General features: G+C 32.3%; 24 protein-coding genes. 18 read left to right on the forward strand and 6 right to left on the reverse strand.

Features of this window, described 5'->3' with window-relative positions:
* The first annotated feature begins 12 nt into the window (after positions 1–12).
* The 7 genes from recN (at position 13) to HMPREF2576_RS03925 (ending at position 8320) form a co-directional block, all read left to right on the forward strand.
* The gene (gene recN / locus HMPREF2576_RS03895) at positions 13–1689 is read left to right on the forward strand and encodes a DNA repair protein RecN (RefSeq protein ID WP_001830981.1); all 1677 of its coding nucleotides are present in this window, start codon (positions 13–15) and stop codon (positions 1687–1689) included.
* Positions 1690–1945: 256 nt separating this feature from the next.
* Positions 1946–3367: a dihydrolipoyl dehydrogenase gene (gene lpdA, locus HMPREF2576_RS03900; protein ID WP_002440012.1), complete on the forward strand. Its 1422-nt coding sequence runs from the start codon at positions 1946–1948 to the stop codon at positions 3365–3367.
* A 14-nt stretch (positions 3368–3381) separates the two neighbouring features.
* Positions 3382–4380 carry a thiamine pyrophosphate-dependent dehydrogenase E1 component subunit alpha gene (locus tag HMPREF2576_RS03905; RefSeq protein ID WP_002440010.1) on the forward strand — a complete coding sequence of 333 codons (999 nt, stop codon included), beginning with the start codon at positions 3382–3384 and terminating at the stop codon, positions 4378–4380.
* Complete coding sequence (locus HMPREF2576_RS03910) at positions 4373–5356, forward strand: alpha-ketoacid dehydrogenase subunit beta (protein WP_002440009.1); 984 nt, start codon at positions 4373–4375, stop codon at positions 5354–5356. Before HMPREF2576_RS03905 ends, HMPREF2576_RS03910 begins: the two co-directional genes overlap by 8 nt.
* 12 nt (positions 5357–5368) lie before the next feature.
* A complete protein-coding gene (locus HMPREF2576_RS03915) occupies positions 5369–6688 on the forward strand; it encodes a dihydrolipoamide acetyltransferase family protein (protein ID WP_002440006.1) in 1320 nt (439 codons plus the stop codon).
* A gap of 204 nt (positions 6689–6892) precedes the next feature.
* On the forward strand, positions 6893–7330 hold the full coding sequence (gene brxB, locus HMPREF2576_RS03920) for a bacilliredoxin BrxB (RefSeq protein WP_001831204.1): 438 nt from the start codon (positions 6893–6895) through the stop codon (positions 7328–7330).
* Between the two features lie 12 nt (positions 7331–7342).
* A complete protein-coding gene (locus tag HMPREF2576_RS03925) occupies positions 7343–8320 on the forward strand; it encodes an aromatic acid exporter family protein (RefSeq protein ID WP_002440004.1) in 978 nt (325 codons plus the stop codon).
* 51 nt (positions 8321–8371) lie between these two features.
* Here the strand turns inward: HMPREF2576_RS03925 and prli42 are convergent, their stop codons facing one another.
* On the reverse strand, positions 8372–8467 hold the full coding sequence (prli42, locus tag HMPREF2576_RS12290; protein ID WP_002493579.1) for a stressosome-associated protein Prli42: 96 nt from the start codon (positions 8465–8467) through the stop codon (positions 8372–8374).
* Positions 8468–8697: 230 nt separating this feature from the next.
* Between prli42 and HMPREF2576_RS03930 the strand changes: the two genes are divergently transcribed.
* The 3 genes from HMPREF2576_RS03930 to HMPREF2576_RS03940 all read left to right on the forward strand — a co-directional run bounded on the left by HMPREF2576_RS03930 (position 8698) and on the right by HMPREF2576_RS03940 (position 13133).
* Entirely contained in the window at positions 8698–9822 is a 1125-nt protein-coding gene (locus HMPREF2576_RS03930; RefSeq protein WP_002440001.1) for a M20/M25/M40 family metallo-hydrolase, read from the forward strand.
* 79 nt (positions 9823–9901) lie between these two features.
* On the forward strand, positions 9902–11308 hold the full coding sequence (gene gndA, locus HMPREF2576_RS03935) for an NADP-dependent phosphogluconate dehydrogenase (RefSeq protein WP_002440000.1): 1407 nt from the start codon (positions 9902–9904) through the stop codon (positions 11306–11308).
* 169 nt (positions 11309–11477) lie between these two features.
* Complete coding sequence (locus HMPREF2576_RS03940; protein WP_002439997.1) at positions 11478–13133, forward strand: glycoside hydrolase family 13 protein; 1656 nt, start codon at positions 11478–11480, stop codon at positions 13131–13133.
* Positions 13134–13395: 262 nt separating this feature from the next.
* On the opposite strand, the gene HMPREF2576_RS03945 is transcribed toward HMPREF2576_RS03940, so the two are convergent.
* Both HMPREF2576_RS03945 and zwf read right to left on the reverse strand, forming a co-directional pair.
* Positions 13396–14277, reverse strand: coding sequence for an AraC family transcriptional regulator (locus HMPREF2576_RS03945; RefSeq protein WP_001831085.1), 882 nt, complete (start codon positions 14275–14277; stop codon positions 13396–13398).
* Positions 14278–14477: 200 nt separating this feature from the next.
* Positions 14478–15962: a glucose-6-phosphate dehydrogenase gene (gene zwf / locus HMPREF2576_RS03950; RefSeq protein WP_002456186.1), complete on the reverse strand. Its 1485-nt coding sequence runs from the start codon at positions 15960–15962 to the stop codon at positions 14478–14480.
* 423 nt (positions 15963–16385) lie between these two features.
* Between zwf and rnz the strand changes: the two genes are divergently transcribed.
* Positions 16386–17306, forward strand: coding sequence for a ribonuclease Z (gene rnz / locus HMPREF2576_RS03955; RefSeq protein WP_002439993.1), 921 nt, complete (start codon positions 16386–16388; stop codon positions 17304–17306).
* 49 nt (positions 17307–17355) lie between these two features.
* On the opposite strand, the gene proC is transcribed toward rnz, so the two are convergent.
* Entirely contained in the window at positions 17356–18171 is an 816-nt protein-coding gene (gene proC / locus HMPREF2576_RS03960; RefSeq protein ID WP_070856457.1) for a pyrroline-5-carboxylate reductase, read from the reverse strand.
* Positions 18172–18331: 160 nt separating this feature from the next.
* Between proC and HMPREF2576_RS03965 the strand changes: the two genes are divergently transcribed.
* Positions 18332–19090: an SDR family NAD(P)-dependent oxidoreductase gene (locus HMPREF2576_RS03965; RefSeq protein ID WP_001831231.1), complete on the forward strand. Its 759-nt coding sequence runs from the start codon at positions 18332–18334 to the stop codon at positions 19088–19090.
* A 222-nt stretch (positions 19091–19312) separates the two neighbouring features.
* Here HMPREF2576_RS03965 and HMPREF2576_RS03970 read toward each other — a convergent pair whose 3' ends face one another.
* Entirely contained in the window at positions 19313–20221 is a 909-nt protein-coding gene (locus HMPREF2576_RS03970) for an aldo/keto reductase (protein WP_070856455.1), read from the reverse strand.
* Positions 20222–20303: 82 nt separating this feature from the next.
* Between HMPREF2576_RS03970 and HMPREF2576_RS03975 the strand changes: the two genes are divergently transcribed.
* The 3 genes from HMPREF2576_RS03975 (at position 20304) to xerD (ending at position 22330) form a co-directional block, all read left to right on the forward strand.
* Positions 20304–20846, forward strand: a complete 543-nt coding sequence (locus HMPREF2576_RS03975) for an NUDIX hydrolase (protein WP_001831173.1) — start codon at positions 20304–20306, stop codon at positions 20844–20846.
* A 104-nt stretch (positions 20847–20950) separates the two neighbouring features.
* Positions 20951–21400, forward strand: coding sequence for a ferric iron uptake transcriptional regulator (locus HMPREF2576_RS03980; protein ID WP_001831103.1), 450 nt, complete (start codon positions 20951–20953; stop codon positions 21398–21400).
* Between the two features lie 42 nt (positions 21401–21442).
* Positions 21443–22330, forward strand: a complete 888-nt coding sequence (gene xerD / locus HMPREF2576_RS03985) for a site-specific tyrosine recombinase XerD (RefSeq protein WP_002439987.1) — start codon at positions 21443–21445, stop codon at positions 22328–22330.
* Between the two features lie 52 nt (positions 22331–22382).
* Here xerD and HMPREF2576_RS03990 read toward each other — a convergent pair whose 3' ends face one another.
* Complete coding sequence (locus HMPREF2576_RS03990; protein ID WP_001831156.1) at positions 22383–22907, reverse strand: DUF309 domain-containing protein; 525 nt, start codon at positions 22905–22907, stop codon at positions 22383–22385.
* Positions 22908–23004: 97 nt separating this feature from the next.
* Between HMPREF2576_RS03990 and HMPREF2576_RS03995 the strand changes: the two genes are divergently transcribed.
* The 3 genes from HMPREF2576_RS03995 to HMPREF2576_RS04005 are packed head-to-tail and all read left to right on the forward strand — an operon-like array spanning position 23005 to position 25001.
* Positions 23005–23736 carry a segregation and condensation protein A gene (locus tag HMPREF2576_RS03995; RefSeq protein ID WP_001831064.1) on the forward strand — a complete coding sequence of 244 codons (732 nt, stop codon included), beginning with the start codon at positions 23005–23007 and terminating at the stop codon, positions 23734–23736.
* The gene (gene scpB / locus HMPREF2576_RS04000) at positions 23729–24271 is read left to right on the forward strand and encodes an SMC-Scp complex subunit ScpB (RefSeq protein WP_001830975.1); all 543 of its coding nucleotides are present in this window, start codon (positions 23729–23731) and stop codon (positions 24269–24271) included. Before HMPREF2576_RS03995 ends, scpB begins: the two co-directional genes overlap by 8 nt.
* Positions 24264–25001, forward strand: a complete 738-nt coding sequence (locus HMPREF2576_RS04005; RefSeq protein ID WP_001830978.1) for a pseudouridine synthase — start codon at positions 24264–24266, stop codon at positions 24999–25001. Before scpB ends, HMPREF2576_RS04005 begins: the two co-directional genes overlap by 8 nt.
* Positions 25002–25028: the final 27 nt, after the last annotated feature.

The raw sequence follows: 25028 nt of genomic DNA on the forward strand, positions 1-25028 counted from the left end.
TGCGATGAATTTATGTTACAAACCTTATCAATAAAACAATTTGCCATTATTGACGAACTTGATATAAACTTTTCTGACGGTCTAACAGTTATGAGTGGTGAAACTGGCTCAGGAAAATCTATCATTATTGATGCCATTGGACAGTTAATCGGTATGAGAGCTTCTTCTGATTACGTCAGACATGGTGAAAAGAAAGCAATTATCGAAGGTATCTTTGATATAGACGAGAGTAAAGACGCAATTAATATACTAGAATCATTAGCTATAGATGTTGATGAAGATTTTTTATTAGTTAAAAGAGAAATTTTCAGTTCTGGTAAGAGTATTTGTCGTATTAATAACCAAACTGTCACTCTACAGGACTTAAGAAAAGTGATGCAAGAACTGCTTGATATTCATGGTCAACATGAAACGCAATCTTTACTTAAGCAAAAATATCATCTTCAACTATTAGATGATTATGCAGACAATCAGTATTCAGATTTACTTAATCAATATCAACTTTCTTATAACCAATATAAAAATAAACGTAAAGAATTAGAGGAATTAGAATCCGCGGACCAGGCTTTATTACAACGATTAGACTTAATGAAATTTCAATTAGAGGAACTAACCGAAGCTTCACTGAAAGAAGGCGAAGTGGACCAACTTGAATCCGATATTAAAAGAATTCAAAACTCCGAAAAATTAAATCTAGCTTTAAACAATGCACATCAAGTTCTAACTGATGAAAGTGCAATACCCGATAGGTTGTACGAATTAAGCAACTACTTGCAAACGATTAATGATATCGTTCCAGAAAAATTCGTAAGATTAAAAGAGGACATTGATCAATTTTACTATATGCTAGAAGATGCAAAGCATGAAATTTACGACGAAATGGCTAACACTGAATTCGATGAGCAAGTTTTAAATGAGTATGAATCCAGAATGAATTTACTTAATAATTTAAAACGTAAATATGGTAAGGATATTACTGAACTTATTGCTTATCAGAGTAAACTTGCAAATGAAATTGATAAAATAGAAAACTATGAACAAAGTACATCACAATTAAGGGAAGAAATTAAAACGCTTTATAACGAAGTGATAGATATAGGAAAAAAACTTTCTCAAGAACGTAGGCGTGTAGCGAGAGAGTTAAGGGACCATATTGTTTCTGAAATACAAAATTTACAAATGAAAGATGCTAACCTTGAAATTTCGTTTAAACCATTAGATGAACCTACAATTGAAGGTATTGAATTTGTGGAATTTTTAATTAGTCCAAATCGTGGTGAACCACTTAAAAGTCTTAATAAAATCGCTTCAGGTGGTGAACTTTCAAGAATTATGCTTGCTCTAAAAAGTATATTTGTTAAATCACGCGGCCAAACCGCGATTCTTTTTGATGAAGTTGACTCGGGTGTATCTGGTCAAGCAGCACAAAAAATGGCTGAAAAAATGCGAGATATTGCTCAATATATACAAGTTATTTGTATTTCACACTTACCTCAGGTAGCTTCAATGAGTGACCATCATCTTCTAATAAGCAAGGCATCCAATGCCGATAGAACTACAACTCAAGTCAAAGAATTGAAAGATGAAAACAAAATAGATGAAATAGCACGTATGATTTCAGGAGCAAGTGTGACTGAGCTCACGAGAGAAAATGCAAAAGAAATGATTAAGCAAAATCACAATATTTAATCAAAACCAAATTCAAACATAATGATTTTGGTTTTGATTAAATTTACAAATGATGTAAAATAGTTAAGTATTATTTTAAATTGAAGAAAACAAGATTGTAATTAGAAATATCAATAATGTTGGTACAACTATTTCCATTTCTTGTTTATTCTTTTTATCTAATGAAAAGCGTGAACATTAAATAAACCATTAGAGGACTAAAATACAGAATTTATATTTGTATTTTTAGTCTTCTATAAATTTAAGGAGTTAGACCATGTCAGAAAAACAATACGATTTAGTCGTGTTAGGTGGTGGTACGGCAGGATATGTAGCCGCCATCAGAGCTTCTCAATTAGGAAAAAAAGTAGCGATAGTAGAAAAATCACTCTTAGGTGGTACGTGTTTACATAAAGGATGTATACCTACTAAAGCACTTTTAAAATCGGCTGAAGTCAATCATACTATTAAAAACGCGCATACATTTGGAATTGATGTCAATCATTTTAAAATTAATTTCCCTAAAATTTTAGAACGTAAAGATGCTATTGTTAAGCAATTGCATGAAGGCGTCAATCAACTGATGAAACATCATCATATAGATATTTATAACGGTATTGGACGAATTATGGGAACATCTATATTTTCTCCTCAAAGCGGTACAATTTCTGTGGAATATGAAGACGGCGAATCAGATATACTCCCTAATAAAAATGTGCTTATAGCTACTGGGTCGTCACCACAGTCTCTTCCGTTCATTAAATTTGACCATAAACAAATACTATCGAGTGATGATATCCTAAGGTTAAATACACTACCACAAAGATTAGCAATCATAGGTGGAGGTGTTATTGGTTTAGAATTTGCATCTCTGATGAATGATTTAGGTGCTGATGTAGTAGTAATCGAAGCGAATGACAGAGTTCTTCCTACCGAGAGCACACAAGTTGCGTCATTACTAAAAGAAGAATTAACTAATCGAGGCGTTACATTCTACGAAAATATTCAATTGACCAAAGATCATTTTAACCAAACTGATAAGGGTGTAACTATTAATATTTCAGATGAGCCCGTCCAATTCGATAAAGTACTTGTTGCAATTGGTAGAAAGCCTAATACAAATGATATTGGTTTAAATAACACTCAAATTAAGACTTCTGATGCTGGTCATATTATTACAAATGCTTATCAGCAAACTGAAGATAAACATATATACGCAGCAGGAGATTGTATAGGGCAATTACAATTGGCACACGTCGGTTCAAAAGAAGCTATAGTTGCAGTTGAACATATGTTTGATTGTTCTCCTATACCTATCAATTATGACCTGATACCAAAATGTGTTTATACAAACCCAGAAATTGCTTCAATTGGTAAAAATTTAGAACAAGCAAAAAAAGCAGGCATCAAAGCAAAAAGTATCAAAGTTCCTTTTAAAGCTATAGGAAAGGCAATAATTGAGGATGTAACCCAATCAAAAGGATTTTGCGAGATGGTAGTTAACAAAGATGACGATGAAATCATAGGTCTTAATATGATAGGGCCACATGTTACAGAATTAATAAATGAAATTTCATTGTTACAATTTATGAATGGCTCATCTTTAGAACTTGGTTTAACAACACATGCACATCCTTCATTATCCGAGGTAGTCATGGAATTAGGTTTAAAAGCTAATGGTCAAGCAATTCATGTATAGTTGGAGGTAAAAAAATGATAGATTACAAGTCAGCAGGCCTTACAGAAGAAGACCTCAAAAAAATATATAAATGGATGGACTTAGGAAGAAAAACAGACGAAAGGCTATGGTTACTCAATCGTGCAGGTAAAATTCCATTTGTTGTCAGTGGTCAAGGGCAGGAAGCAACTCAAATTGGTATGGCATATGCAATGCAAAAAGGTGATATCTCATCACCTTATTATCGTGATTTAGCATTTGTCACTTATATGGGAATTTCTCCATTGGATACTATGTTATCAGCTTTTGGAAAACGTGATGACATTAACTCAGGAGGTAAACAAATGCCTTCTCATTTTAGTCACAAAGAAAAAGGCATTTTATCTCAAAGTTCTCCAGTAGCCACTCAAATACCACATTCTGTCGGTGCTGCATTAGCACTTAAAATGGATAACAAGCCAAATATTGCTACTGCAACAGTTGGAGAAGGCAGTTCAAATCAAGGTGACTTTCACGAAGGTATGAACTTTGCTGCAGTTCACAAATTACCTTTCGTCTGTGTAATAATTAACAATAAATATGCGATATCTGTACCAGATTCACTACAATATGCTGCTGAAAAGTTATCAGATCGTGCATTAGGTTACGGTATGCATGGAATACAGGTAGATGGAAATGACCCAATTGCAGTATACAAAGCGATGAAAGAAGCAAGAGAACGAGCGCTAGCAGGTGAAGGTCCAACATTGATAGAAGCTGTCACTTCACGTATGACACCACATTCATCTGATGATGATGATACATATCGTACAAAAGAAGAAAGAGACCTATTGAAACAAGAGGATTGTAATATAAAATTTAAAACGGCCTTACTCGATCAAGGCATCATAAACGAAAATTGGTTGAGTCAATTGGAAACAGAGCATAAAGAACTCATTAATGAAGCTACTAAATCTGCTGAAGCAGCACCATATCCTTCAGAAGAAGAAGCTTTGACATATGTTTATGAAGAGGGAGGTCAACAAAATGACTAAATTATCATACTTAGAAGCTATACAAAATGCACAAGACTTAGCACTAAATCATTTTAGTAATGCATTTATACTTGGCGAAGATGTAGGAAAAAAGGGTGGCGTTTTCGGCACAACCAAAGGATTACAAAGTAAGTATGGTGATGAACGTGTAATTGATACACCTCTTGCGGAATCGAATATTATTGGTACTGCTATTGGTGCAGCAATGCTAGGTAAGAGACCTATTGCCGAAATACAATTTGCAGATTTCATTTTGCCTGCTACAAATCAAATTATAAGTGAAGCAGCTAAAATGAGATACCGTTCAAATAATGACTGGAATTGCCCACTGACTATCAGAGCACCTTTTGGTGGTGGAGTTCATGGTGGATTATATCATTCGCAAAGTGTTGAAAGCATTTTTGCTTCAACTCCTGGATTAACTATTGTTATTCCTTCATCACCTTATGATGCTAAAGGTCTTCTATTGTCCTCTATAGAGTCTAACGATCCAGTCTTATACTTTGAACATAAAAAAGCATATCGTTTTCTAAAAGAGGAAGTTCCCGAAACATATTATACTGTACCTCTAGGTAAAGCAGATGTTAAAAGGCCAGGCGAGGACATCACTGTATTTTGTTACGGATTGATGGTGAATTACTGTTTACAAGCTGCAGATATTTTGGCAAATGACGGCATCGATGCTGAAGTAGTCGACTTAAGAACAGTTTATCCACTAGATAAAGCAACTATCATTGAACGCTCTCAACGTACTGGTAAAGTTCTTCTTGTTACTGAAGATAATCTAGAGGGAAGCATTATGTCTGAAGTATCTGCAATTATAGCTGAAAACTGTCTGTTCGATTTAGATGCGCCAATCATGCGATTAGCTGCACCGGATGTCCCATCTATGCCATTTTCACCAACATTAGAAAATGAAATTATGATGAACCCAGAAAAGATACAGGACAAAATGCGTGAACTCGCACAATTTTAAGGAGGGTGTCAATTGGATATAAAAATGCCTAAGCTTGGTGAAAGTGTGCATGAAGGTACGATTGAACAATGGTTAGTATCAGTAGGAGATCATGTAGATGAGTATGAACCATTATGTGAAGTTATTACAGATAAAGTAACAGCTGAAGTGCCTTCAACAATTTCTGGAACAATAACAGAATTAGTGGTTGAAGAAGGACAAACTGTCAATATTAACACGGTGATTTGTAAAATCGATTCGGAAAATGGTCAAAATCAAACAGAATCGGCAAATGAGTTTAAGGAAGAACAAAATCAGCATTCTCAATCAAATGTAAACGTGTCACAATTCGAAAATAATCCTAAAACTCATGAAAGTGAGGTACATACAACCTCTAGTCGCGCAAATAACAATGGACGATTTTCACCAGTTGTCTTTAAATTAGCTTCTGAACATGATATTGATTTAACACAAGTCAAAGGAACTGGTTTTGAAGGTCGTGTTACTAAGAAGGATATTCAAAATATTATTAACAATCCAAACGATCAAGAAAAAGAGAAAGAATTTAAACAAACAGATAAAAAAGATCATTCAATGAACCATGGTGACTTTTTACATCAATCCTCAACTAAAAACGAAGACTCACCATTATCAAATGAACGTGTCGTACCAGTTAAAGGTATTAGAAAAGCTATCGCACAAAATATGGTTACTAGTGTCAGCGAAATACCACACGGTTGGATGATGGTTGAAGCTGATGCAACGAATTTGGTTCAGACTAGAAACTATCATAAAGCTCAATTTAAAAAGAATGAGGGTTACAATTTAACTTTCTTTGCGTTTTTTGTAAAAGCTGTTGCAGAGGCTTTAAAAGCAAATCCATTACTCAATAGTACATGGCAAGGAGATGAAATTGTTATCCACAAAGATATTAATATCTCTATTGCTGTTGCAGACGATGATAAGTTGTATGTGCCAGTCATTAAAAATGCAGATGAAAAATCAATTAAAGGTATTGCGCGTGAAATCAATGATTTAGCTACTAAAGCAAGATTAGGAAAATTAGCACAAAGTGATATGCAAAACGGTACATTTACGGTTAATAATACTGGTTCTTTTGGTTCTGTTTCTTCAATGGGAATCATTAATCATCCACAAGCTGCCATTTTACAAGTAGAATCAGTCGTTAAGAAACCTGTAGTTATAGATGATATGATTGCAATTAGAAATATGGTTAATTTGTGTATTTCAATCGATCATCGTATTCTCGATGGTGTTCAAACGGGAAAATTTATGAATCTTGTTAAGAAAAAAATAGAACAATATTCTATTGAAAATACTTCTATTTATTAATTACAAACAATGATTACCAATTAAACTTCATATTAAAGTTGAACGCTTTAAGGAGGATAATTTCTTCTTAAAGCGTTCTTCAGTATTCGTTTTAAATTTCAACTAGAATTTTTCAATCATCATAAATTAATCCTGTTGAACAATGTGTTGTTAATTAGTAGAATAAAATAAGTAAAATTAACTTATTATGGAAGGTGACAAATCATGGATTTAAACTTTGATTTATATATGAATGATGTTGTTGAACAAGCACGAAACGAAATTGAGCATGCTGGTTATCAACAATTAACTTCTGCTGAGGATGTTGATCAAGTTTTACAACAAAAGGGGACATCTTTAGTCATGGTAAATTCCGTATGCGGATGCGCAGGTGGGATTGCACGTCCTGCAGCGGCACATGCATTACATTATGATAAATTACCTCAACGATTAGTTACAGTATTTGCAGGACAAGATAAAGAGGCAACACAACAAGCTAGAGAATATTTTGAAGGATATGCACCCTCAAGTCCATCTTTTGCTTTGATTAAAGATGGTAAAATCACCGAGATGATTGAACGACATCAGATTGAAGGTCATGATGTAATGGACGTAATCAATCAGTTGCAAGCATTGTTTGATAAATATTGTGAAGAAAGATAAAAGGTTAGTTCCATGCTTAAGTTAAATCCCTATAAAATAGGATTTAGAACTGTCAAAACTGCTGTGGGAATGACTTTAGGAGTAATCATATGTAAACTTCTAGGCTTAGATAATTATGCATCCAGTGCTATTTTAGTTGTATTGTGCATAAAGCACACTAAGATGCATTCAGTACAAGCAATTTTATCTCGACTAGTTTCATGTTTACTCATATTATTTTTAGGTTCAGCAATTTTTAGTCTTTTAGGACAACATGCATTTGTTTTAGGTTTAATTGTTTTGTTGTTTATTCCTTTGACAGTTGTTCTAAATGTGCAGGAAGGTGTTATCACTAGTTGTGTCATATTATTACATGTCTTTAACGCCAAAGCTATTAATGGGCACCTTATTTTAAATGAAATAATGCTATTAATAGTGGGCTTAGGTATAGCATTTCTAATGAACTTAATGATGCCTAGTTTAGATAAGAAATTGAATCATTTTAAGCAGGATATAGAAAATCAAATAACTGAAATATTTAATATTTTTAGTCAAGCCTGCTCAATGCATAATGATCATTTAAATATTAAATTTGATTCATTACTTTTAAATATTAAAAAAGCAAAATCACTTGCTTTTAGAGATGTTAAAAATCACTTTGTACGAAACGAAAATTCATTTTATCATTATTTTGATATGAGAGAAGAACAAGTTGAATTATTAAAACGTATGACATCGTTATTAGAAAGAATAAATACAGATGATCCTATACTCGAAAAGATTTCACAATTAATGTATGAAATTGGAAGTAACGTAAATAGCAATGATTATACGGCTCTAAGACTACATTCACTTTATGAAATACGTTTATCTCTCGATGATTTACCATTACCGACTACTCATAAGACTTTAAATTCCCGAGCACATATTATTCAAATTCTAAATGAACTAGAAGAATACTTAAATATTAAATCTCAATTTGGTTCTTTAAAATTGCATAGTGAAATATAAAAAAGCCGTTACGTGACGAAATATTAATTAACGCCATGTAACGGTTTTTTATTAGTTCATTAATGGTGCTATGCTAGTTAATAGCAATGCTAGTACTACTGCAATTAACATAACAACAATAATGACACGTAACACTTTATTATTCAATTTCAATCCTCCGCATCATTAGGTCATATATAACCATTGAGTAATTGACACTATAAACTATAATTCATTCACTCGTAAAATATCAACTTTATAATAATAAAATTATATACTTTATCTTGTAGGTTGTAAAATGTCATAGAATTAAATCATTAGTGAGTAGTTAAATTAGTTTTGACAATTCATAATGTCAGTTAAAATATATTTATACAAGTAAAAAGGGGGTACTATATATGATTAATCAAAAACGTTTATTAGATTGTTTTCTAGAATTAGTGCAAATTGATTCGGAAACAGGGCACGAAGAAACAATTCAACCTTATCTTAAAGATACGTTTGAAAAAATGGGGCTCCATGTTATTGAAGATGAAGCTTCAAAAAATAATAGATTAGGTGCTAACAATCTTATTTGTACGTTAAAAAGTAATATAAGTCATCAGAATGTGCCGAAAATTTATTTTACAAGCCACATGGATACTGTCGTTCCAGGAAAAAACATCCAACCTGTAGTAAAAGAAGATGGATACGTTTATAGCGATGGAACTACGATACTCGGGGCGGACGATAAAGCCGGTCTTGCGGCAATAATTGAAGCGATTAAACAAATTAAGGAATCAAATTTGCCACACGGACAGATTCAAATAATTATTACCGTGGGAGAGGAATCTGGATTAGTAGGTGCTAAAGCAATAGATACTCGCCTTCTTGATGCAGATTTCGGCTATGCTGTAGATGCAAGTAAAGATGTTGGAACTACTGTTATCGGTGCTCCAACTCAAGTAAAGATTTATACAACTATAAAAGGGAAAACCGCCCATGCAAGCACACCTAAAAAAGGTATTAGCGCAATAAATATTGCATCAAAAGCAATCAGTCGAATGAAATTGGGACAAGTCGATGCATTAACAACAGCCAATATAGGTAAATTTCACGGAGGTTCTGCCACTAATATTATAGCTGATGAAGTCACTTTAGAGGCAGAAGCACGGTCACATGATGATCAAAGCATTAATAAACAAGTGAAACATATGAAAGAGACTTTCGAAACGACAGCAAATGAATTAGGCGGTCAAGCTGAAGTGTTAGTTGAAAAAAGTTATCCGGGATTTGAAGTTAGTGAAGCTGACAAAGTAACACAATATGCTATATCTAGTGCATTAGCCCTCGGTCTAAAAGGTGATACTTGTATTGCTGGTGGTGGTTCAGACGGCAACATCATGAATCAATATGGCATTCCTTCTGTGATTTTAGGAGTAGGATATGAAAACATACATACTACTTCGGAAAGAATAGCAATAAAGGATATGTATATGCTCACAAGACAAATAATAAAAATTATTGAGCTAGTAGCTGAATAAAACATGCATATCGTAATTGTTAATTAGCGATTTATGTTACAATATTATTGAAAATTTTTGAACAAGAGAGGTAAGTAATATGACACAACAAATTGGAGTAGTGGGTTTAGCAGTAATGGGGAAAAACCTAGCTTGGAATATTGAATCACGTGGTTATAGTGTTTCTGTTTATAACCGATCAAGACAAAAAACTGATGAAATGGTTAAAGAATCGCCTGGAAGAGAAATTTACCCAACATACTCATTAGAAGAATTTGTAGAATCTTTAGAGAAACCTCGTAAGATTTTATTAATGGTAAAAGCTGGACCTGCAACAGATGCCACTATAGATGGTTTATTACCTTTATTAGACGATGATGATATTTTAATTGATGGTGGTAATACTAATTACCAAGATACGATTCGTCGAAATAAAGCTTTAGCTGAAAGTAGTATTAACTTTATTGGTATGGGAGTTTCTGGTGGAGAAATCGGCGCACTCACGGGCCCTTCTTTAATGCCAGGTGGTCAAAAAGATGCTTATAACAAAGTCAGCGATATCTTGGACGCAATTGCTGCTAAGGCACAAGATGGTGCTTCATGTGTAACTTACATTGGCCCTAATGGTGCAGGACATTATGTTAAGATGGTACACAATGGTATCGAATATGCAGATATGCAATTAATTGCTGAAAGTTATGCAATGATGAAAGATTTATTAGGCATGTCACATAAAGAAATTTCTCAAACTTTTAAAGAATGGAATGCTGGAGAACTTGAAAGTTATTTAATAGAAATTACAGGTGATATTTTCAATAAATTAGATGATGACAATGAAGCACTTGTAGAAAAAATATTAGATACTGCAGGTCAAAAAGGCACAGGTAAATGGACTTCAATTAACGCACTAGAATTAGGTGTTCCTTTAACAATCATTACAGAATCTGTATTTGCGAGATTCATCTCATCAATTAAAGAAGAACGTGTTACTGCTTCTAAATCTTTAAAAGGACCTAAAGCACATTTTGAAGGCGATAAAAAAACATTCTTAGAAAAAATACGTAAGGCACTTTATATGAGTAAAATATGCTCATATGCACAAGGTTTCGCTCAAATGAGAAAAGCCAGTGAAGATAATGAGTGGAATTTGAAATTAGGCGAATTAGCAATGATTTGGCGTGAAGGTTGTATTATTCGTGCACAATTCCTACAAAAAATTAAAGATGCCTACGATAATAATGAAAACTTACAAAACTTATTATTAGACCCTTACTTCAAAAACATTGTTATGGAATATCAAGATGCACTACGTGAAGTAGTAGCTACTAGCGTGTACAATGGCGTGCCAACACCTGGTTTTTCAGCAAGTATAAATTATTATGATAGTTATCGCTCAGAGGATTTACCTGCAAACTTAATTCAAGCACAACGTGATTACTTTGGCGCACATACTTATGAACGTAAAGACCGTGAAGGTATTTTCCATACACAATGGGTAGAAGAATAATTTACGCTATAAAATCTCACTCTAAATTGGGTGAGATTTTATAAAAATTTTAATGTAAACGTTTTCTCTTAGTATAGTTTTTATCAAAATTAATGAGTCCTTTTATTTAAACTTATTAATTTTGTTTATATAAATTATTTAGTTTTTTAATAACATAGGAGGAGATATTATGAAAAGAAATTGGTGGAAAGAAGCAGTTGCATATCAAGTATATCCACGAAGTTTTAATGATAGTAATGGAGATGGAATAGGTGATCTACCTGGATTAATTGAAAAATTAGATTATCTAGAAAATTTAGGAATAGATGTCATTTGGTTAAGCCCAATGTATCCATCACCAAACGATGATAATGGATATGATATTAGTGACTACAAAGGCATTATGAGTGAATTTGGTACAATGAACGATTTTGATCAATTGTTATCAAGCATACATCAAAGAGGGATGAAATTAATATTAGACTTAGTGGTTAATCACACATCAGATGAACACCCTTGGTTTATTGAATCAAAATCTAGTAAAACAAATGCAAAAAGAGATTGGTATATTTGGGCAGATCCTAAACCGGATGGATCTGAACCTAATAACTGGGAAAGTATCTTTAATGGTTCAACTTGGGAGTTTGACGAATCGACTAAGCAATACTATTTCCATTTATTTAGCAAAAAGCAGCCAGATTTAAATTGGGAAAATCCAGATGTAAGACAAGCTGTGTTTGAAATGATGAATTGGTGGTTTGAAAAAGGTATTGACGGATTTAGAGTTGATGCCATTACTCATATTAAAAAGAATTTTGAAGCAGGAGATTTACCTGTACCTGATGGCAAAAAATTTGCTCCAGCATTTGATGTAGATATGAATCAGCCAGGAATACAAGAATGGCTCCAAGAAATGAAAGATAAATCGTTAAGTCGGTATGACATTATGACTGTAGGCGAGGCTAATGGTGTTACTCCTAATGATGCTGAAGAATGGGTAGGAGAAGAAAATGGGAAATTTAATATGATATTCCAGTTTGAACATCTTGGTTTATGGAGTACTGGCGATACGAAATTCGATGTTAAATCCTATAAACAAGTCTTAAATCGTTGGCAAAAGCAACTAGAAAATGTAGGTTGGAATGCTTTATTTATCGAAAACCATGATCAACCACGTCGTGTTTCAACCTGGGGTGATGATAAAAATTATTGGTATGAATCAGCAACTAGTCACGCTACTGCCTACTTTTTACAACAGGGCACACCTTTTATTTACCAAGGTCAAGAAATAGGTATGACTAATTATCCATTTGAAAGCATTGAAAGTTTCAACGATGTCGCAGTGAAAACTGAATATCAAATAGTCAAAAAAGAAGGTGGAGATGTCAATCAATTACTAGATAAATATAAAATGGAAAACCGAGACAATGCAAGGACTCCAATGCAATGGAATAATTCTATCAATGCTGGATTCACTACTGGTAAGCCATGGTTTCATGTAAACCCTAACTATACAGAAATTAATGTTAAACAACAACTAAATGATAAGTTTTCGATACTTTCTTATTATAAAGCGTTAATTCAACTAAAAAAATCTGATTTGATTTACATCTACGGTAAGTTTAATATGGTCGATGCTGAAAATAAGCAGGTTTTTGCATATACACGCACATTTAAAAACAATACTGTATTAATTGTAGCCAATCTCACAAATGAAGTATCAGAACTAAACCTACCTTTTGAATTAGATATTTCATCTGTAGATATAAAATTGCATAATTATCACTTAAATGATATAAATTTAGACCATATTAAACCTTATGAATCATTCGTCGTTGAAATATAATACCATGACGATAATTCAAAAATTAAAAATAAACACGCCAGTGATTTTAAATACGTCACTGGCGTGTTTCACTATACATTGGTAGTATTGGTAGTCCATAACTTAATTAATTTGAAAAACTCATTTATATTAAGTTTGTCCCAACTAAATTTAGGTGAACACAACTCGAAGAATTTCATTCTAAAATTCAACAAATCTATCGAGTTGAAATTCGAAACACGATTCATATAATACTGATAATCTCATAACTCTATGTCACATCTTAATTTTGATAACCTTCATCTAAATCATAGATTTCTTGTTTAATAGGCAACCATAATTGAATCTTAGTGAATGGGTCATTAAATGAAATATCAAGTGGATAAATCTCAACATATAAACTATTTCGCTCATAAGGTAAAGTAAGTTGCAAGCTAGACTCAATATAATACCAAGCCTCGTTTGTAGCATAATCAATTTCACCTTGTAAATTAAACAATGCATAATGGCGACCAGGTAAAAATCTGCTTTCAAGATGTGAAGGGTAACGTTCACTCGGAACACCAACAAATATTTCTAAACCTTGTTCCAGAGGACAGCTGACTACAAATAATTCATACGGGCTCGTATCATTATAACGTTTAAGTTCTTTAATATAACCATCTACTAATAGATCCTCTAAAAAGTCTGGAATATTAAATGGATTTGATAATTGCTCAGTAGGAATAAATCTTGAATAGCCAACTAAAGAAATATCATCAGTCTCTTGAAGTCTGTATGTATAGGGTGCATTTTCAGTCGTTGATAATTTTATATACAGTCGTTGCTGTATTTTTAGTTCATCTTTTTTTGTTGTAGCTTGAATAGGTGAGATACCATGAAAATCGCTAAAATCATTTGCGAAATCATTAGAATTCGCATAACGATATTTCTTAGCAACATCCATTAATCGACTAGCTCCATTAACTACATCGTTTGCTGCTATTGTCATTTTACGTGCACGCGCATATTCCTCTGGGGACTGACCAACTATCATCTTAAAAGATTGATCCAAATGATACGGAGAAAGACCAACGTAATCACTTAATTCTTGCAAATTAAAAGGCTCTAACAAACGATCCTCAATATATACAATTGCCTGTTGTATTTGCTTGATAACGTCCAAAACTTTCACTCCAATTAAATTCAATCATAATCTTTATTGTACATTATTTTTAAATATTATACATCTTAAAGCCAGATTAATTTTTTGCAAAATATAAAAAATGTGAATGATTAAGTCCTAAATCACTACAAGTTCTTTTAAACGTTGCGTAATTGAAGATATCATCATTCACACTAATCTATATTTATATAAAATCCATATTAGTGGATATCATCCCACCAATGATTTCCATCACGACTTAATAAAAGATCACTTTCAAGAGGTCCATTTGTACCCGCTTCATAGTTAGGGAAACATGGTTCAACCATTGTCCATTGATCTTGGATTGCATCTACAAATTTCCAAGTAGATTTTAATTCTTCCCAATGTGTAAAATTAGTCGCATCACCTTTAAGACAATCAAACAATAAGTTTTCATATGCATCAACTGTATTCATTTTATCTTGAGCACTCATTGCGTATGATAATTGCACTGGCTCAGTATCAATTCCTTGAATGTTCTTTTTAGCATTTAAATGCAATGAAATTCCTTCATTTGGTTGAATATTAATGACTAGCAAATTAGAATCTAGTAAATTGTCAGTTTCATAATATAAATTCATAGGTACTTCTTTAAATTCTACTACGACTTGTATCGTTTTTGATTTCATACGTTTACCCGTTCTAATGTAGAAAGGAACTCCAGCCCATCTAAAGTTATCAATTGTTAATTTACCCGATACAAATGTCGGTGTAACCGAATCCTTTGCTACGCGATCTTCTTCTCGATATGACTTAACCTGTTTACCATCTATATTGCCTTGATCATATTGACCACGCACGAAATTCTTTTTAACTTCTTCTGGTTTTAATTGTCTAAGAGATTTAAGTACTTTGACTTTTTCTGCACGTATATCTTCACTATTCAAACTTATCGGTGCTTCCATTGCAAGTAAAGCAACCATCTGTAGCATGTGATTTTGTACCATGTCTTTAAGTGCACCACTAGATTCATAGTAGCCACCACGATCTTCGACACCTAATACTTCTGATGATGTAACTTGAATATTTGAAATGTATTTATTATTCCATAAAGGTTCAAACATCGCGTTTGCGAATCGCAAAACTTCTATATTTTGCACCATATCTTTGCCAAGATAGTGATCTATCCGATAAATTTCTTCTTCTTTAAACGAACGTCTTATTTGATTATTTAATGATTCAGCAGATTTAAGATCACTGCCAAATGGTTTCTCTATAACTAAGCGTTTAAATCCTGTAGTTTGAGTAAGACCAGAAGATTTAAGGTAATCTGAGATCACTCCAAAAAATTGTGGTGCCATCGCTAAGTAAAACAGACGATTCCCACCTAAAGCAAATTCTGAATCTAGTCGCTCACTAAATTGAAGTAATGACTGATAACTTTCTTTATCACTCACGTCAGTTTTATGATAAAAAACATGCGTCATAAACTCATCAATTCTATCTGTATCTTTAACATAAGTTTGAATTGACGTTTTAACTTGGTCGCGAAATTGTTCGTTATTATAATCGCGACGTCCTATACCAATAATAGCAATATGTTCATCTAAATTGTCTTGTTGATATAAATGGAATATAGAAGGAAATAGCTTTCTATGACTCAAATCTCCTGTGGCACCGAATATTGTAATCAAACAGGGAATGTGTTTTTGTTTAGTACTCAAGATTAAAACCTCAATTCTTAAATAAATATAATAAAAGATGATATTCTTTATGATTAAACATAATTTTAGTTACGATACTTTTATTGCGTAGTATTAAAAGTAACTCAATCGCATAGTCAAATATGTTTATGGATTTCATTTGATATGAATACAATTTTAATTCATATCAAAGCATACTAGATTAATTTATTATATGATAATCACAACCTAAGGTCATTATATTTGCTTAAAGTTAAGTAAAATAAATTGAAAAATGCATTATGACTTAAAAATCAACTTTAACAAATATGAGACACAAGTTTGCGCTTAATAAAATAATATCAAAAATGATTATTCGATAATAGTTTATAATTATATTTTATTTCTTGATATAGAAATTATTCTTACGTATGATAAAATGAGTTAAGAAGAGGAGGATGAAGCATGGAAGTTACATTTTTCGGTACAAGTGCTGGGTTACCGACGAAAGAGAGAAACACACAATCCATTGCTTTAAATCTAGAACCATATTCAAATTCGATATGGTTATTTGATGTGGGCGAGGGAACACAACATCAAATTTTAAGACACTCTATTAAGTTAGGGAAGATAGATCATATTTTTATAACACACATGCATGGTGATCATATTTTTGGTCTCCCTGGACTTTTAACAAGTCGTTCGTTTCAAGGTGGAGAAAATAAACCCCTTACTATTATAGGGCCTAAAGGTATTCAAAATTACATAGAAACATCTTTACAACTTTCTGAATCGCATTTGAATTATCCGATTACCTATATCGAAATCAATCAACAATTAGCGTATCACCACAATGGTTTTACTGTACAAGCTGAAATGCTTAACCATGGCATACCTTCATTCGGATATCGTATTGAAGCCCCAATCATGCCTGGTACAATCAATGTAGAGGCCTTGAGAGGTATTGGACTAGAGCCTGGTCCAAAATATCAGGAAGTCAAATTACAAGAAACGTTCGAATATAAAGGATTAATTTACAATTCGGATGATTTTAAAGGTAAAGCTAAACCTGGTCCAATTATCAGTATATTTGGTGATACAAAACCGTGTGAAAATGAATATGAATTAGCAAAGAACTCAGATTTAATGATTCATGAAGCAACTTACATTGAAGGAGATAAGAAACTTGCTAATAATTACCATCATAGTCATATAGACGATGTATTTAATCTAATTAAGCAAGCTAATGTAAATAAAAGTCTTATCACTCATATCAGTAACAGATATAACATTGATGAAGTTACATCAATATACAATGAGTTATCCCTTGATCAAACTTCTCCACATTTTTATTTCGTTAAAGATTTTGATACTTTCAAAATATAATAAAACGCTTTTCTCTCAGAATACTATCTTAGGAGAAAAGCGTTTTTATTTATTCATCTTCTTTATGTGATAATTCCATACTTCTATTCACAGCTGCACCTAAACAATCTTCAAACATCGATACAATATCATATTGAGATAGTGCATCAAGTCCAGCTTGTGTAGTACCACCTTTAGATGTAATATTTTTCCTTAATTGAGACATACTTAAGTCTGAACGCTCAATCATTTTACTTGTTCCAATAATTAAATTGCGTATAGATTCTTCGACTTGATTTCGTTCTAAACCTAATTCTGTACCTGCTTTTACATATTGTTCAAATACATGATATAAAAATGCAGGCCCACTTCCTGTAATTGCAGTAACTTGATGTAGATGTTCTTCGGAGACTTCTATAACTGATCCAAATGCATTGATTAATTCATCCACTTCATTTTTAGATTTAGGATCAAAATTATTTGAAAAACTTATTCCAGTAACCGAATGTCCAACTTGAGCATTTGTATTTGGCATAATACGAGCTAATGGATTATTGGTATTAAGCTGCTGACGAATATAATCAATAGATAAACCTGCCATTATAGAAATAAACCTATTATCATTAGTAATGTGTTTTCTAATACGATTAGCTAAATTTTCAAAATCATGGGGCTTTGTACCTAAAAATACATAATCGGCATCTTTGAGTAATGCTTCATCATCATAACTATAATTAACCCCTAATTTTTCTGCAAAGCTTTTTAATGCTTGTTCATTGGATTTATTAGTTAAATAAATATCATTTGCATTTAAATTGTTGGAATTAATAATTCCAGTAAAAATTGCCTGCGCCATATTACCAGCACCATAAAATACAAGTTTCATATTCAACTCAACTCCTTCAATTTTGAATTCTATTCATTGACTTAAAGTTATGCATATATAGTATCATATATCATAGATAAGTAATATTACACATAAATAAAATTGAATGCTATCACACTTATTAAGCTTGTTATTAAAATATACATAAAGGAGGAGCGACGTGATAGGTAAACACTTTATTATAACTGGAGCAACGAGTGGGTTAGGTTTTGCAATAACCAATGAATTACTTCAAAGAGGGGCCCATGTTACTATACTTGCAAGAAATATAGATAAGTTCAATCGAATCAAAGAAAACTATTTTAAACCTGAACATATCAATGTGATTAAATGTGATTTAATGCAACGAAAAGATATTGAATCATTACAAAAATTTTTAAATACACCTATAAATGGTTTCATCTACAGTTCAGGTGTTGGATATTTTAAGTCTATAAGTGAGCATTCAACTCGTGAAGTAGTAGAAACTTACGAGGTTAATCTTACAAATTTTAATTTGTTATACAAAGTGATTCAACCACAATTAGTAAAAGCAGCATATATCGTTGGTATATCTAGTCAAGCTGCTCTTGTTTCACAGGCTAATGCGGCACATTACGGTGCATCGAAAGCAGGGTTTAGCGCCGTTCTTAATGCATTGAGATTAGAACAACCGGAATTAAAAGTGCTCAATGTACAGCCCGGTCCAATAGATACACCATTCCAAAAAAACGCAGATCCTACTCTAAAGTATTTTAAAAATTATAGACACATGATGATACAACCTCAACAACTTGCCAAGCAAATAGTGGAAGGAATAATACTAAATAAAATTGAAATTAATCAACCATCATGGATGCAAATAATGCTTAAATTTTATCAATTATGTCCACGTACACTAGAAAAATTATGTCCAAATCTATTTAAAAATAAAGTTTAAACACAGGTCAATTTTAAGGTAATCAAAAGTATTGACTGAATGAACATTTTATAAATGATTTTTTCAAAAACTCATCTTTGGCTTTTGTCAACGTTATCAATATGATTTTTGTATTGCCTTAAAGTAAAGAGATCCTACAGACGTCATTTAACCGTTTCATCTGTTGGATCTCTTTATTTAAGTATAGTCATCTAGGTATTTAACAAGTTGGTTAATATCCTTTTATTTCAAATGTTGTGTATATTCAATATCTTTAACTCTATTACGTGCGGATTTGATTTGATCTAAACTGATTTCTTTATAATAATTGCGGACATTCTCTTCAAGTTGTTCAACGCTACTAGCTCCTACAATAATTGACCCCATAGCATCATGAGAAGTTAAATATTTAAATGATAACGCGGTTAAATTACTTTCCAATTCTTTAATAGAAGCAATCGTGCTACCTAATTCGTCTTGAGTGTAATCTAACACACCGTTTTTAAATTTTTCATCTATAACATCAACACTTTTTGAAGTTAATAAACCTTTAAATACAGGGCCACGTGCTAGAATTTTAACTTGCTTATCATGAACGTCATTAATAAGACTTTCAGGGCGATTATCTATTAAATTAAACTGGGACATAAGTGTTTCAATTTGACTATTTTTAAGATAATAGTCTATCACGTTAGGCCGTATAGATGAAATTCCATATGCACGAATATATCCTTCTTGCTTTAATTCATCAAATGCACTAATAGTTTCGTCTAGAGGATCATCTATTGTTCCGCCATGTAATTGATATAAGTCTAAATGGTTTAATCCTAATCGTTTCAATGATCCCTTAACATTTTCTTTAATATGTTTTTTCGAAGGATCCCACGTCATATGTCCATCGTCAGTTAATCGATTTCCAACTTTAGTTCCGATAACGATGTCATCACGATTTTGATATTTTTTTAAGGCTTTACCAACAATTTCTTCATTAACTCCTTGATCGTAAATATCTGCAGTATCAAAATACGTAATACCATTATCAATTGCACTTTCAATAATTGGTTGCGCTTTTTTATAATCTGTGCCTAAACTCATGCAACCTAACCCAAGTTCAGAAATTTCGATGCCACTTTTTAGAATATTTTTTTGCATGTCCAGTCTCCTTTCGATACACTTTAACTGACGAATTCAGTTTATCAATTTATAAAACCAATTAAAAGGAACGTGTTTAAATATGAGATTAAACGAAAAAACAATCGATAGAACAGTTATATATAATGGTAGTATTATTGATTTAGAAGTACATGATGTTGAATTACCCGATGGTAGCACATCTAAACGTGAACTTGTATTTCATCATGGTGCGGTGGCAGTGTGTGCAATAACTCCTGAAAATGAAGTTTTATTAGTTAAACAATTTCGTAAGCCTGCAGATCAACCACTTTTGGAAATTCCCGCAGGCAAATTAGAAAAGGGTGAAGATCGTAAAGAAGCGGCTATTAGAGAACTACAAGAAGAAACAGGATATATTGCTTCAGATTTGCAATTTGTCACTAATATGTATGGGTCTCCTGGATTTTCAAGTGAAAAACTTTCTATATACTTCACAGACCAATTAACGGTTGGAGAAACCAATTTAGATGATGATGAATTTGTGGAGCTTCACAAAGTACCTTTAAGTCAAATCGATTCATTGTTAAAAGATAATAAAATTGAGGATGCCAAAACAATCATTGCATTGCAACATCTATTATTAAATTATAATCATTCTAAATAACAAGCAAATCTCCTTGCTTTTTACCGACAATATTGGTATTTTATTAAATGAATCATGGATTAAATTAAAATGATTATAATTCTTAGTAGAGGAGTGAGGCTTCCGTGGAAGAACGATTAAATCGCGTGAAGCAACAATTACAACAATCTTCATATAAATTGACTCCACAAAGAGAGGCAACTGTTAGAGTATTAATTGAAAATGAAAAAGACCATCTTAGCGCAGAAGATGTGTACTTAAAAGTCAAAGATAAGGCTCCAGAAATAGGATTAGCTACCGTTTATAGAACTTTAGAATTGCTAGCTGAAATAAAAGTGCTAGATAAAATAAATTTTGGTGATGGTGTAGCTCGTTTTGATTTAAGAAAAGAAGGAGCCAAGCATTTCCATCATCATCTTGTTTGTATGGAATGTGGTAAAGTTGAAGAAATTGAAGAAGATTTATTACCTGAGGTTGAAAATCGTGTTGAAAATGAGTTTAATTTCAAGATTTTAGATCACCGTTTAACGTTTCACGGTGTATGTTCTGAATGCCAAGCCAAAAATAAGCAATAACTTATCCAATAGACAAGTTACCGCTTCAATAGGGGTGCCAACATGAATACTATCATTGAAGAATATTTAAATTTCATTCAAATTGAAAAAGGATTAAGTAACAATACTATAGGAGCGTATCGAAGAGATTTAAAAAAATATAAAGATTATCTTGAAGATAACAAGATTTCACATATCGATTTTATTGATAGACAAATTATCCAAGAGTGTCTTGGACACCTTATAGATATGGGGCAATCTTCAAAATCTCTCGCAAGGTTTATTTCTACAATAAGAAGCTTTCATCAGTTTGCATTACGCGAAAAATATGCTGCTAAAGACCCAACTGTTTTAATCGAAACGCCCAAATATGAAAAGAAATTACCAGATGTGCTTGAAATAGACGAAGTAATAGCATTACTGGAAACGCCTGATTTAACTAAGAATAATGGATATCGTGATCGTACGATGTTGGAGCTTTTATACGCCACAGGTATGCGTGTAACTGAAATTATTCAATTAGATGTTGAAGACGTAAACTTAATTATGGGATTTGTAAGAGTGTTCGGGAAAGGGAATAAGGAAAGAATCGTCCCCTTAGGAGATACCGTCATCGAATATTTAACTACATATATTGAAACCGTAAGACCTCAATTACTCAAACAAACCACAACTCAAGCGCTATTTCTTAACATGCACGGAAAGTCTTTATCAAGACAAGGCATTTGGAAAATCATTAAACAATACGGTTTGAAAGCTAATATCAATAAAACGCTTACACCACATACATTACGGCATTCATTTGCAACACATCTCTTAGAAAATGGTGCTGATTTGAGAGCCGTACAAGAAATGTTAGGTCACTCTGATATTTCTACAACTCAACTTTATACACATGTATCTAAATCACAAATTAGAAAAATGTATACGCAGTTTCATCCAAGAGCTTAGTAATATAGGAATATGTAACCAGTAAATTTATGTTTAATAGCCAACCATAAATTTACTGGTCTTTTTTATTGCTTTTGTTTCGATACTGTCTATGGAATAGAGCACGTTCTCTATTTTTTATCACTTCAGTTCTGTCACGTTTAATATGATGATCAACAATATAAGGTTCCTTAATTATTTGAGAAGTAAACAAATAATCCGGATATTTACGTTTAATAAGTGTCTGAAACTCTGGTTCAATAGGTAATTGTAACGGAGTAAATTGTTTTTGTAATTTTACTGCTTCAATCATTTTCACAATAAGTTGTTTAAATTCATTGATATTAAGGTGTAATTGAGTGTCATCTTTAGCGTGGTTAATAGTTAATAAAGCTTTTTCAAAAGATTTTAATGCGCCTTTTAAATTCCCACGACGATAGTGATAATTAGCTGTTGCAAACAAAATGAGACTTACTACTGCATCATGTTTTGAAAAAGTATTTTGTGATTTCCAAGCATCTTCTAAAATATCATGACATAGGAAGTAATGTTGATGCTTATGAAATTGATAATAATAATCCATTAATGATTGATCCATTAGATTTCACCCATAATTTAAAAGTTATATGTATTCATGCTATAATAATTTTGTGAAATATGCATTAACGATGCAATTTGATATAGAGGTAGATGTAATGTATGAAGTAAAACTCGATGCATTTAATGGTCCATTAGACTTATTATTGCATCTAATTCAAAAATATGAAATTGATATTTATGATATCCCTATGAAAGCCTTAACTGAACAGTACATGCAATATGTTCATGCGATGAATCAGCTAGAAATTAATGTTGCTAGTGAATATTTAGTTATGGCATCAGAATTACTAATGATTAAAAGTAAATTACTATTGCCTCAAACGAGCATCGAAGAAGATATAGAAGAGGATCCTCGTGAGGATTTAGTAGGAAGACTTATTGAGTATCAAAACTATAAAGAATATACTGAAATATTAAATACTATGAAAGAAGAACGCGATCTTTATTTTACTAAACATCCGACGGACCTTACTCATTTAGAGACAAATGAATCGTGGGATCCTAATCAAACGATTGATTTAACTGAATTGATTGTAGCTTATCAAAGAGTAAAAAATCGAGTTGAACTTAACACTCCTAAATCTGTAGAAATTAAAAAAGAAACCTTTACTATTCAACAAGCTACAGCACAGGTTACCGAACGATTAAAACAACATGAATCGTTTAACTTTTTCAGTTTATTTACATTTCATGAACCGGTCGAACAAGTTGTTACTCATTTTTTGGCAATTTTAGAAATGTCAAAATCAGGAATAGTTAATATCAAACAAACTAAACAATTTGATGACATTGACATAATTAGAGGAGTGAACTATAGCATTGGATAATATTGCAATACTTGAGGCATTACTATATACTTCTGGCGATGAAGGATTAGAACAAAAACAAATTATTGACATATTAGACATCAACCTCAATCAATTAGAAGATTTAGTTAGTAAATATCATTCACATGGCTTAACAATTCAAAGATACGGCTCAACTTATGTACTTACAACAAAAAAAGAAACTTCTACATACATAGAACAATTAGTCAAAGAAAAGTCTAAAATGAAATTATCCCAAGCAGCAATGGAAACACTCTCTATTATTGCATATAATCAACCGCTGACTCGTGGAGATATAGAAATGATTAGAGGAATTAATTCGGATGGAGCTGTAAAGACTTTAATCGCTAGGGGATTAGTAGAAGCCAAAGATGTTGATCATTCTAGAAGCCATCATTTAATAACCACAGATTTATTTCTAAATGTATTTGGAATCGAAAACTTAGATGCATTACCTACTACAGAAGAAGATGAAGCAGAAATGGATGAATTCTTTAGTAATTTAGTTAACCAAAAAGGAGAGTCAAATGAGTAAAGAACAAGAGAGATTACAAAAAAGAATCGCTAATAGCGGATATACATCTCGTCGAAAAGCAGAAGTACTTATCACTGAAGGACGAGTTAAAGTCAATGGACAAACTGTAACAGAATTAGGTTCCAAAGTGATGCCATCAGATTTAGTTGAAGTTGATGGTATTAAAATCGAACAAGAAGACAAAATTTATATTTTATTTTATAAACCAACTCAAGTCATTACAAGTGTCTCTGATGATCGTGGACGTAGGGTGGTTACGGATTACTTTGATGATCTAGAATCACGTATTTATCCGGTTGGACGATTAGATTATGACACATCTGGAGTTTTATTATTAACTAATGATGGAGAATTTACTAATTTGATGACACATCCTCGATATCACATTAAAAAGAAATACGTTGCTAAATTAAAAGGTTATTTAATGAGAGAGGAAATTAAGCAACTTGAAAAAGGAATAGAATTAGAAGATGGTTACACACAACCAGCACAAGTTAAAATAAAAAAGCAAGATAAAGAAAAAAATACGACTTTAGTTGAAATTACAATTAGTGAAGGGCGAAATAGACAAGTTAGACGTATGTTTGAGTATTTCGGTCATCAAGTTAATAAGTTAACAAGAATTCAATTTGGCCCTATAGATTTAAAAGGTTTGAACGCCGGTGAAGGAAGAGTTCTTACACCACATGAAGTAAAAATATTAAGACATTTGGCAGAAAACGGTAAATAAACACCAAAAAGATGTAATTACCATTAA

The organism is Staphylococcus sp. HMSC063F05, from assembly GCF_001837075.1.
GTDB lineage: Bacteria > Bacillota > Bacilli > Staphylococcales > Staphylococcaceae > Staphylococcus > Staphylococcus epidermidis.

What these genes read in the sequence shown, in the direction of transcription:
- HMPREF2576_RS03990 (WP_001831156.1), bottom strand. Translation starts at nt 22,907, where the DNA reads ATGGATCAATCATTAATGGATTATTATTATCAATTTCATAAGCATCAA.
- HMPREF2576_RS03910 (WP_002440009.1), top strand. Translation starts at nt 4,373, where the DNA reads ATGACTAAATTATCATACTTAGAAGCTATACAAAATGCACAAGACTTA.
- HMPREF2576_RS03975 (WP_001831173.1), top strand. Translation starts at nt 20,304, where the DNA reads ATGAGATTAAACGAAAAAACAATCGATAGAACAGTTATATATAATGGT.
- HMPREF2576_RS03925 (WP_002440004.1), top strand. Translation starts at nt 7,343, where the DNA reads ATGCTTAAGTTAAATCCCTATAAAATAGGATTTAGAACTGTCAAAACT.
- HMPREF2576_RS03995 (WP_001831064.1), top strand. Translation starts at nt 23,005, where the DNA reads ATGTATGAAGTAAAACTCGATGCATTTAATGGTCCATTAGACTTATTA.
- rnz (WP_002439993.1), top strand. Translation starts at nt 16,386, where the DNA reads ATGGAAGTTACATTTTTCGGTACAAGTGCTGGGTTACCGACGAAAGAG.
- gndA (WP_002440000.1), top strand. Translation starts at nt 9,902, where the DNA reads ATGACACAACAAATTGGAGTAGTGGGTTTAGCAGTAATGGGGAAAAAC.
- proC (WP_070856457.1), bottom strand. Translation starts at nt 18,171, where the DNA reads ATGAAACTTGTATTTTATGGTGCTGGTAATATGGCGCAGGCAATTTTT.
- HMPREF2576_RS03940 (WP_002439997.1), top strand. Translation starts at nt 11,478, where the DNA reads ATGAAAAGAAATTGGTGGAAAGAAGCAGTTGCATATCAAGTATATCCA.
- HMPREF2576_RS04005 (WP_001830978.1), top strand. Translation starts at nt 24,264, where the DNA reads ATGAGTAAAGAACAAGAGAGATTACAAAAAAGAATCGCTAATAGCGGA.
- HMPREF2576_RS03930 (WP_002440001.1), top strand. Translation starts at nt 8,698, where the DNA reads ATGATTAATCAAAAACGTTTATTAGATTGTTTTCTAGAATTAGTGCAA.
- HMPREF2576_RS03970 (WP_070856455.1), bottom strand. Translation starts at nt 20,221, where the DNA reads ATGCAAAAAAATATTCTAAAAAGTGGCATCGAAATTTCTGAACTTGGG.
- brxB (WP_001831204.1), top strand. Translation starts at nt 6,893, where the DNA reads ATGGATTTAAACTTTGATTTATATATGAATGATGTTGTTGAACAAGCA.
- HMPREF2576_RS03905 (WP_002440010.1), top strand. Translation starts at nt 3,382, where the DNA reads ATGATAGATTACAAGTCAGCAGGCCTTACAGAAGAAGACCTCAAAAAA.
- lpdA (WP_002440012.1), top strand. Translation starts at nt 1,946, where the DNA reads ATGTCAGAAAAACAATACGATTTAGTCGTGTTAGGTGGTGGTACGGCA.
- recN (WP_001830981.1), top strand. Translation starts at nt 13, where the DNA reads ATGTTACAAACCTTATCAATAAAACAATTTGCCATTATTGACGAACTT.
- xerD (WP_002439987.1), top strand. Translation starts at nt 21,443, where the DNA reads ATGAATACTATCATTGAAGAATATTTAAATTTCATTCAAATTGAAAAA.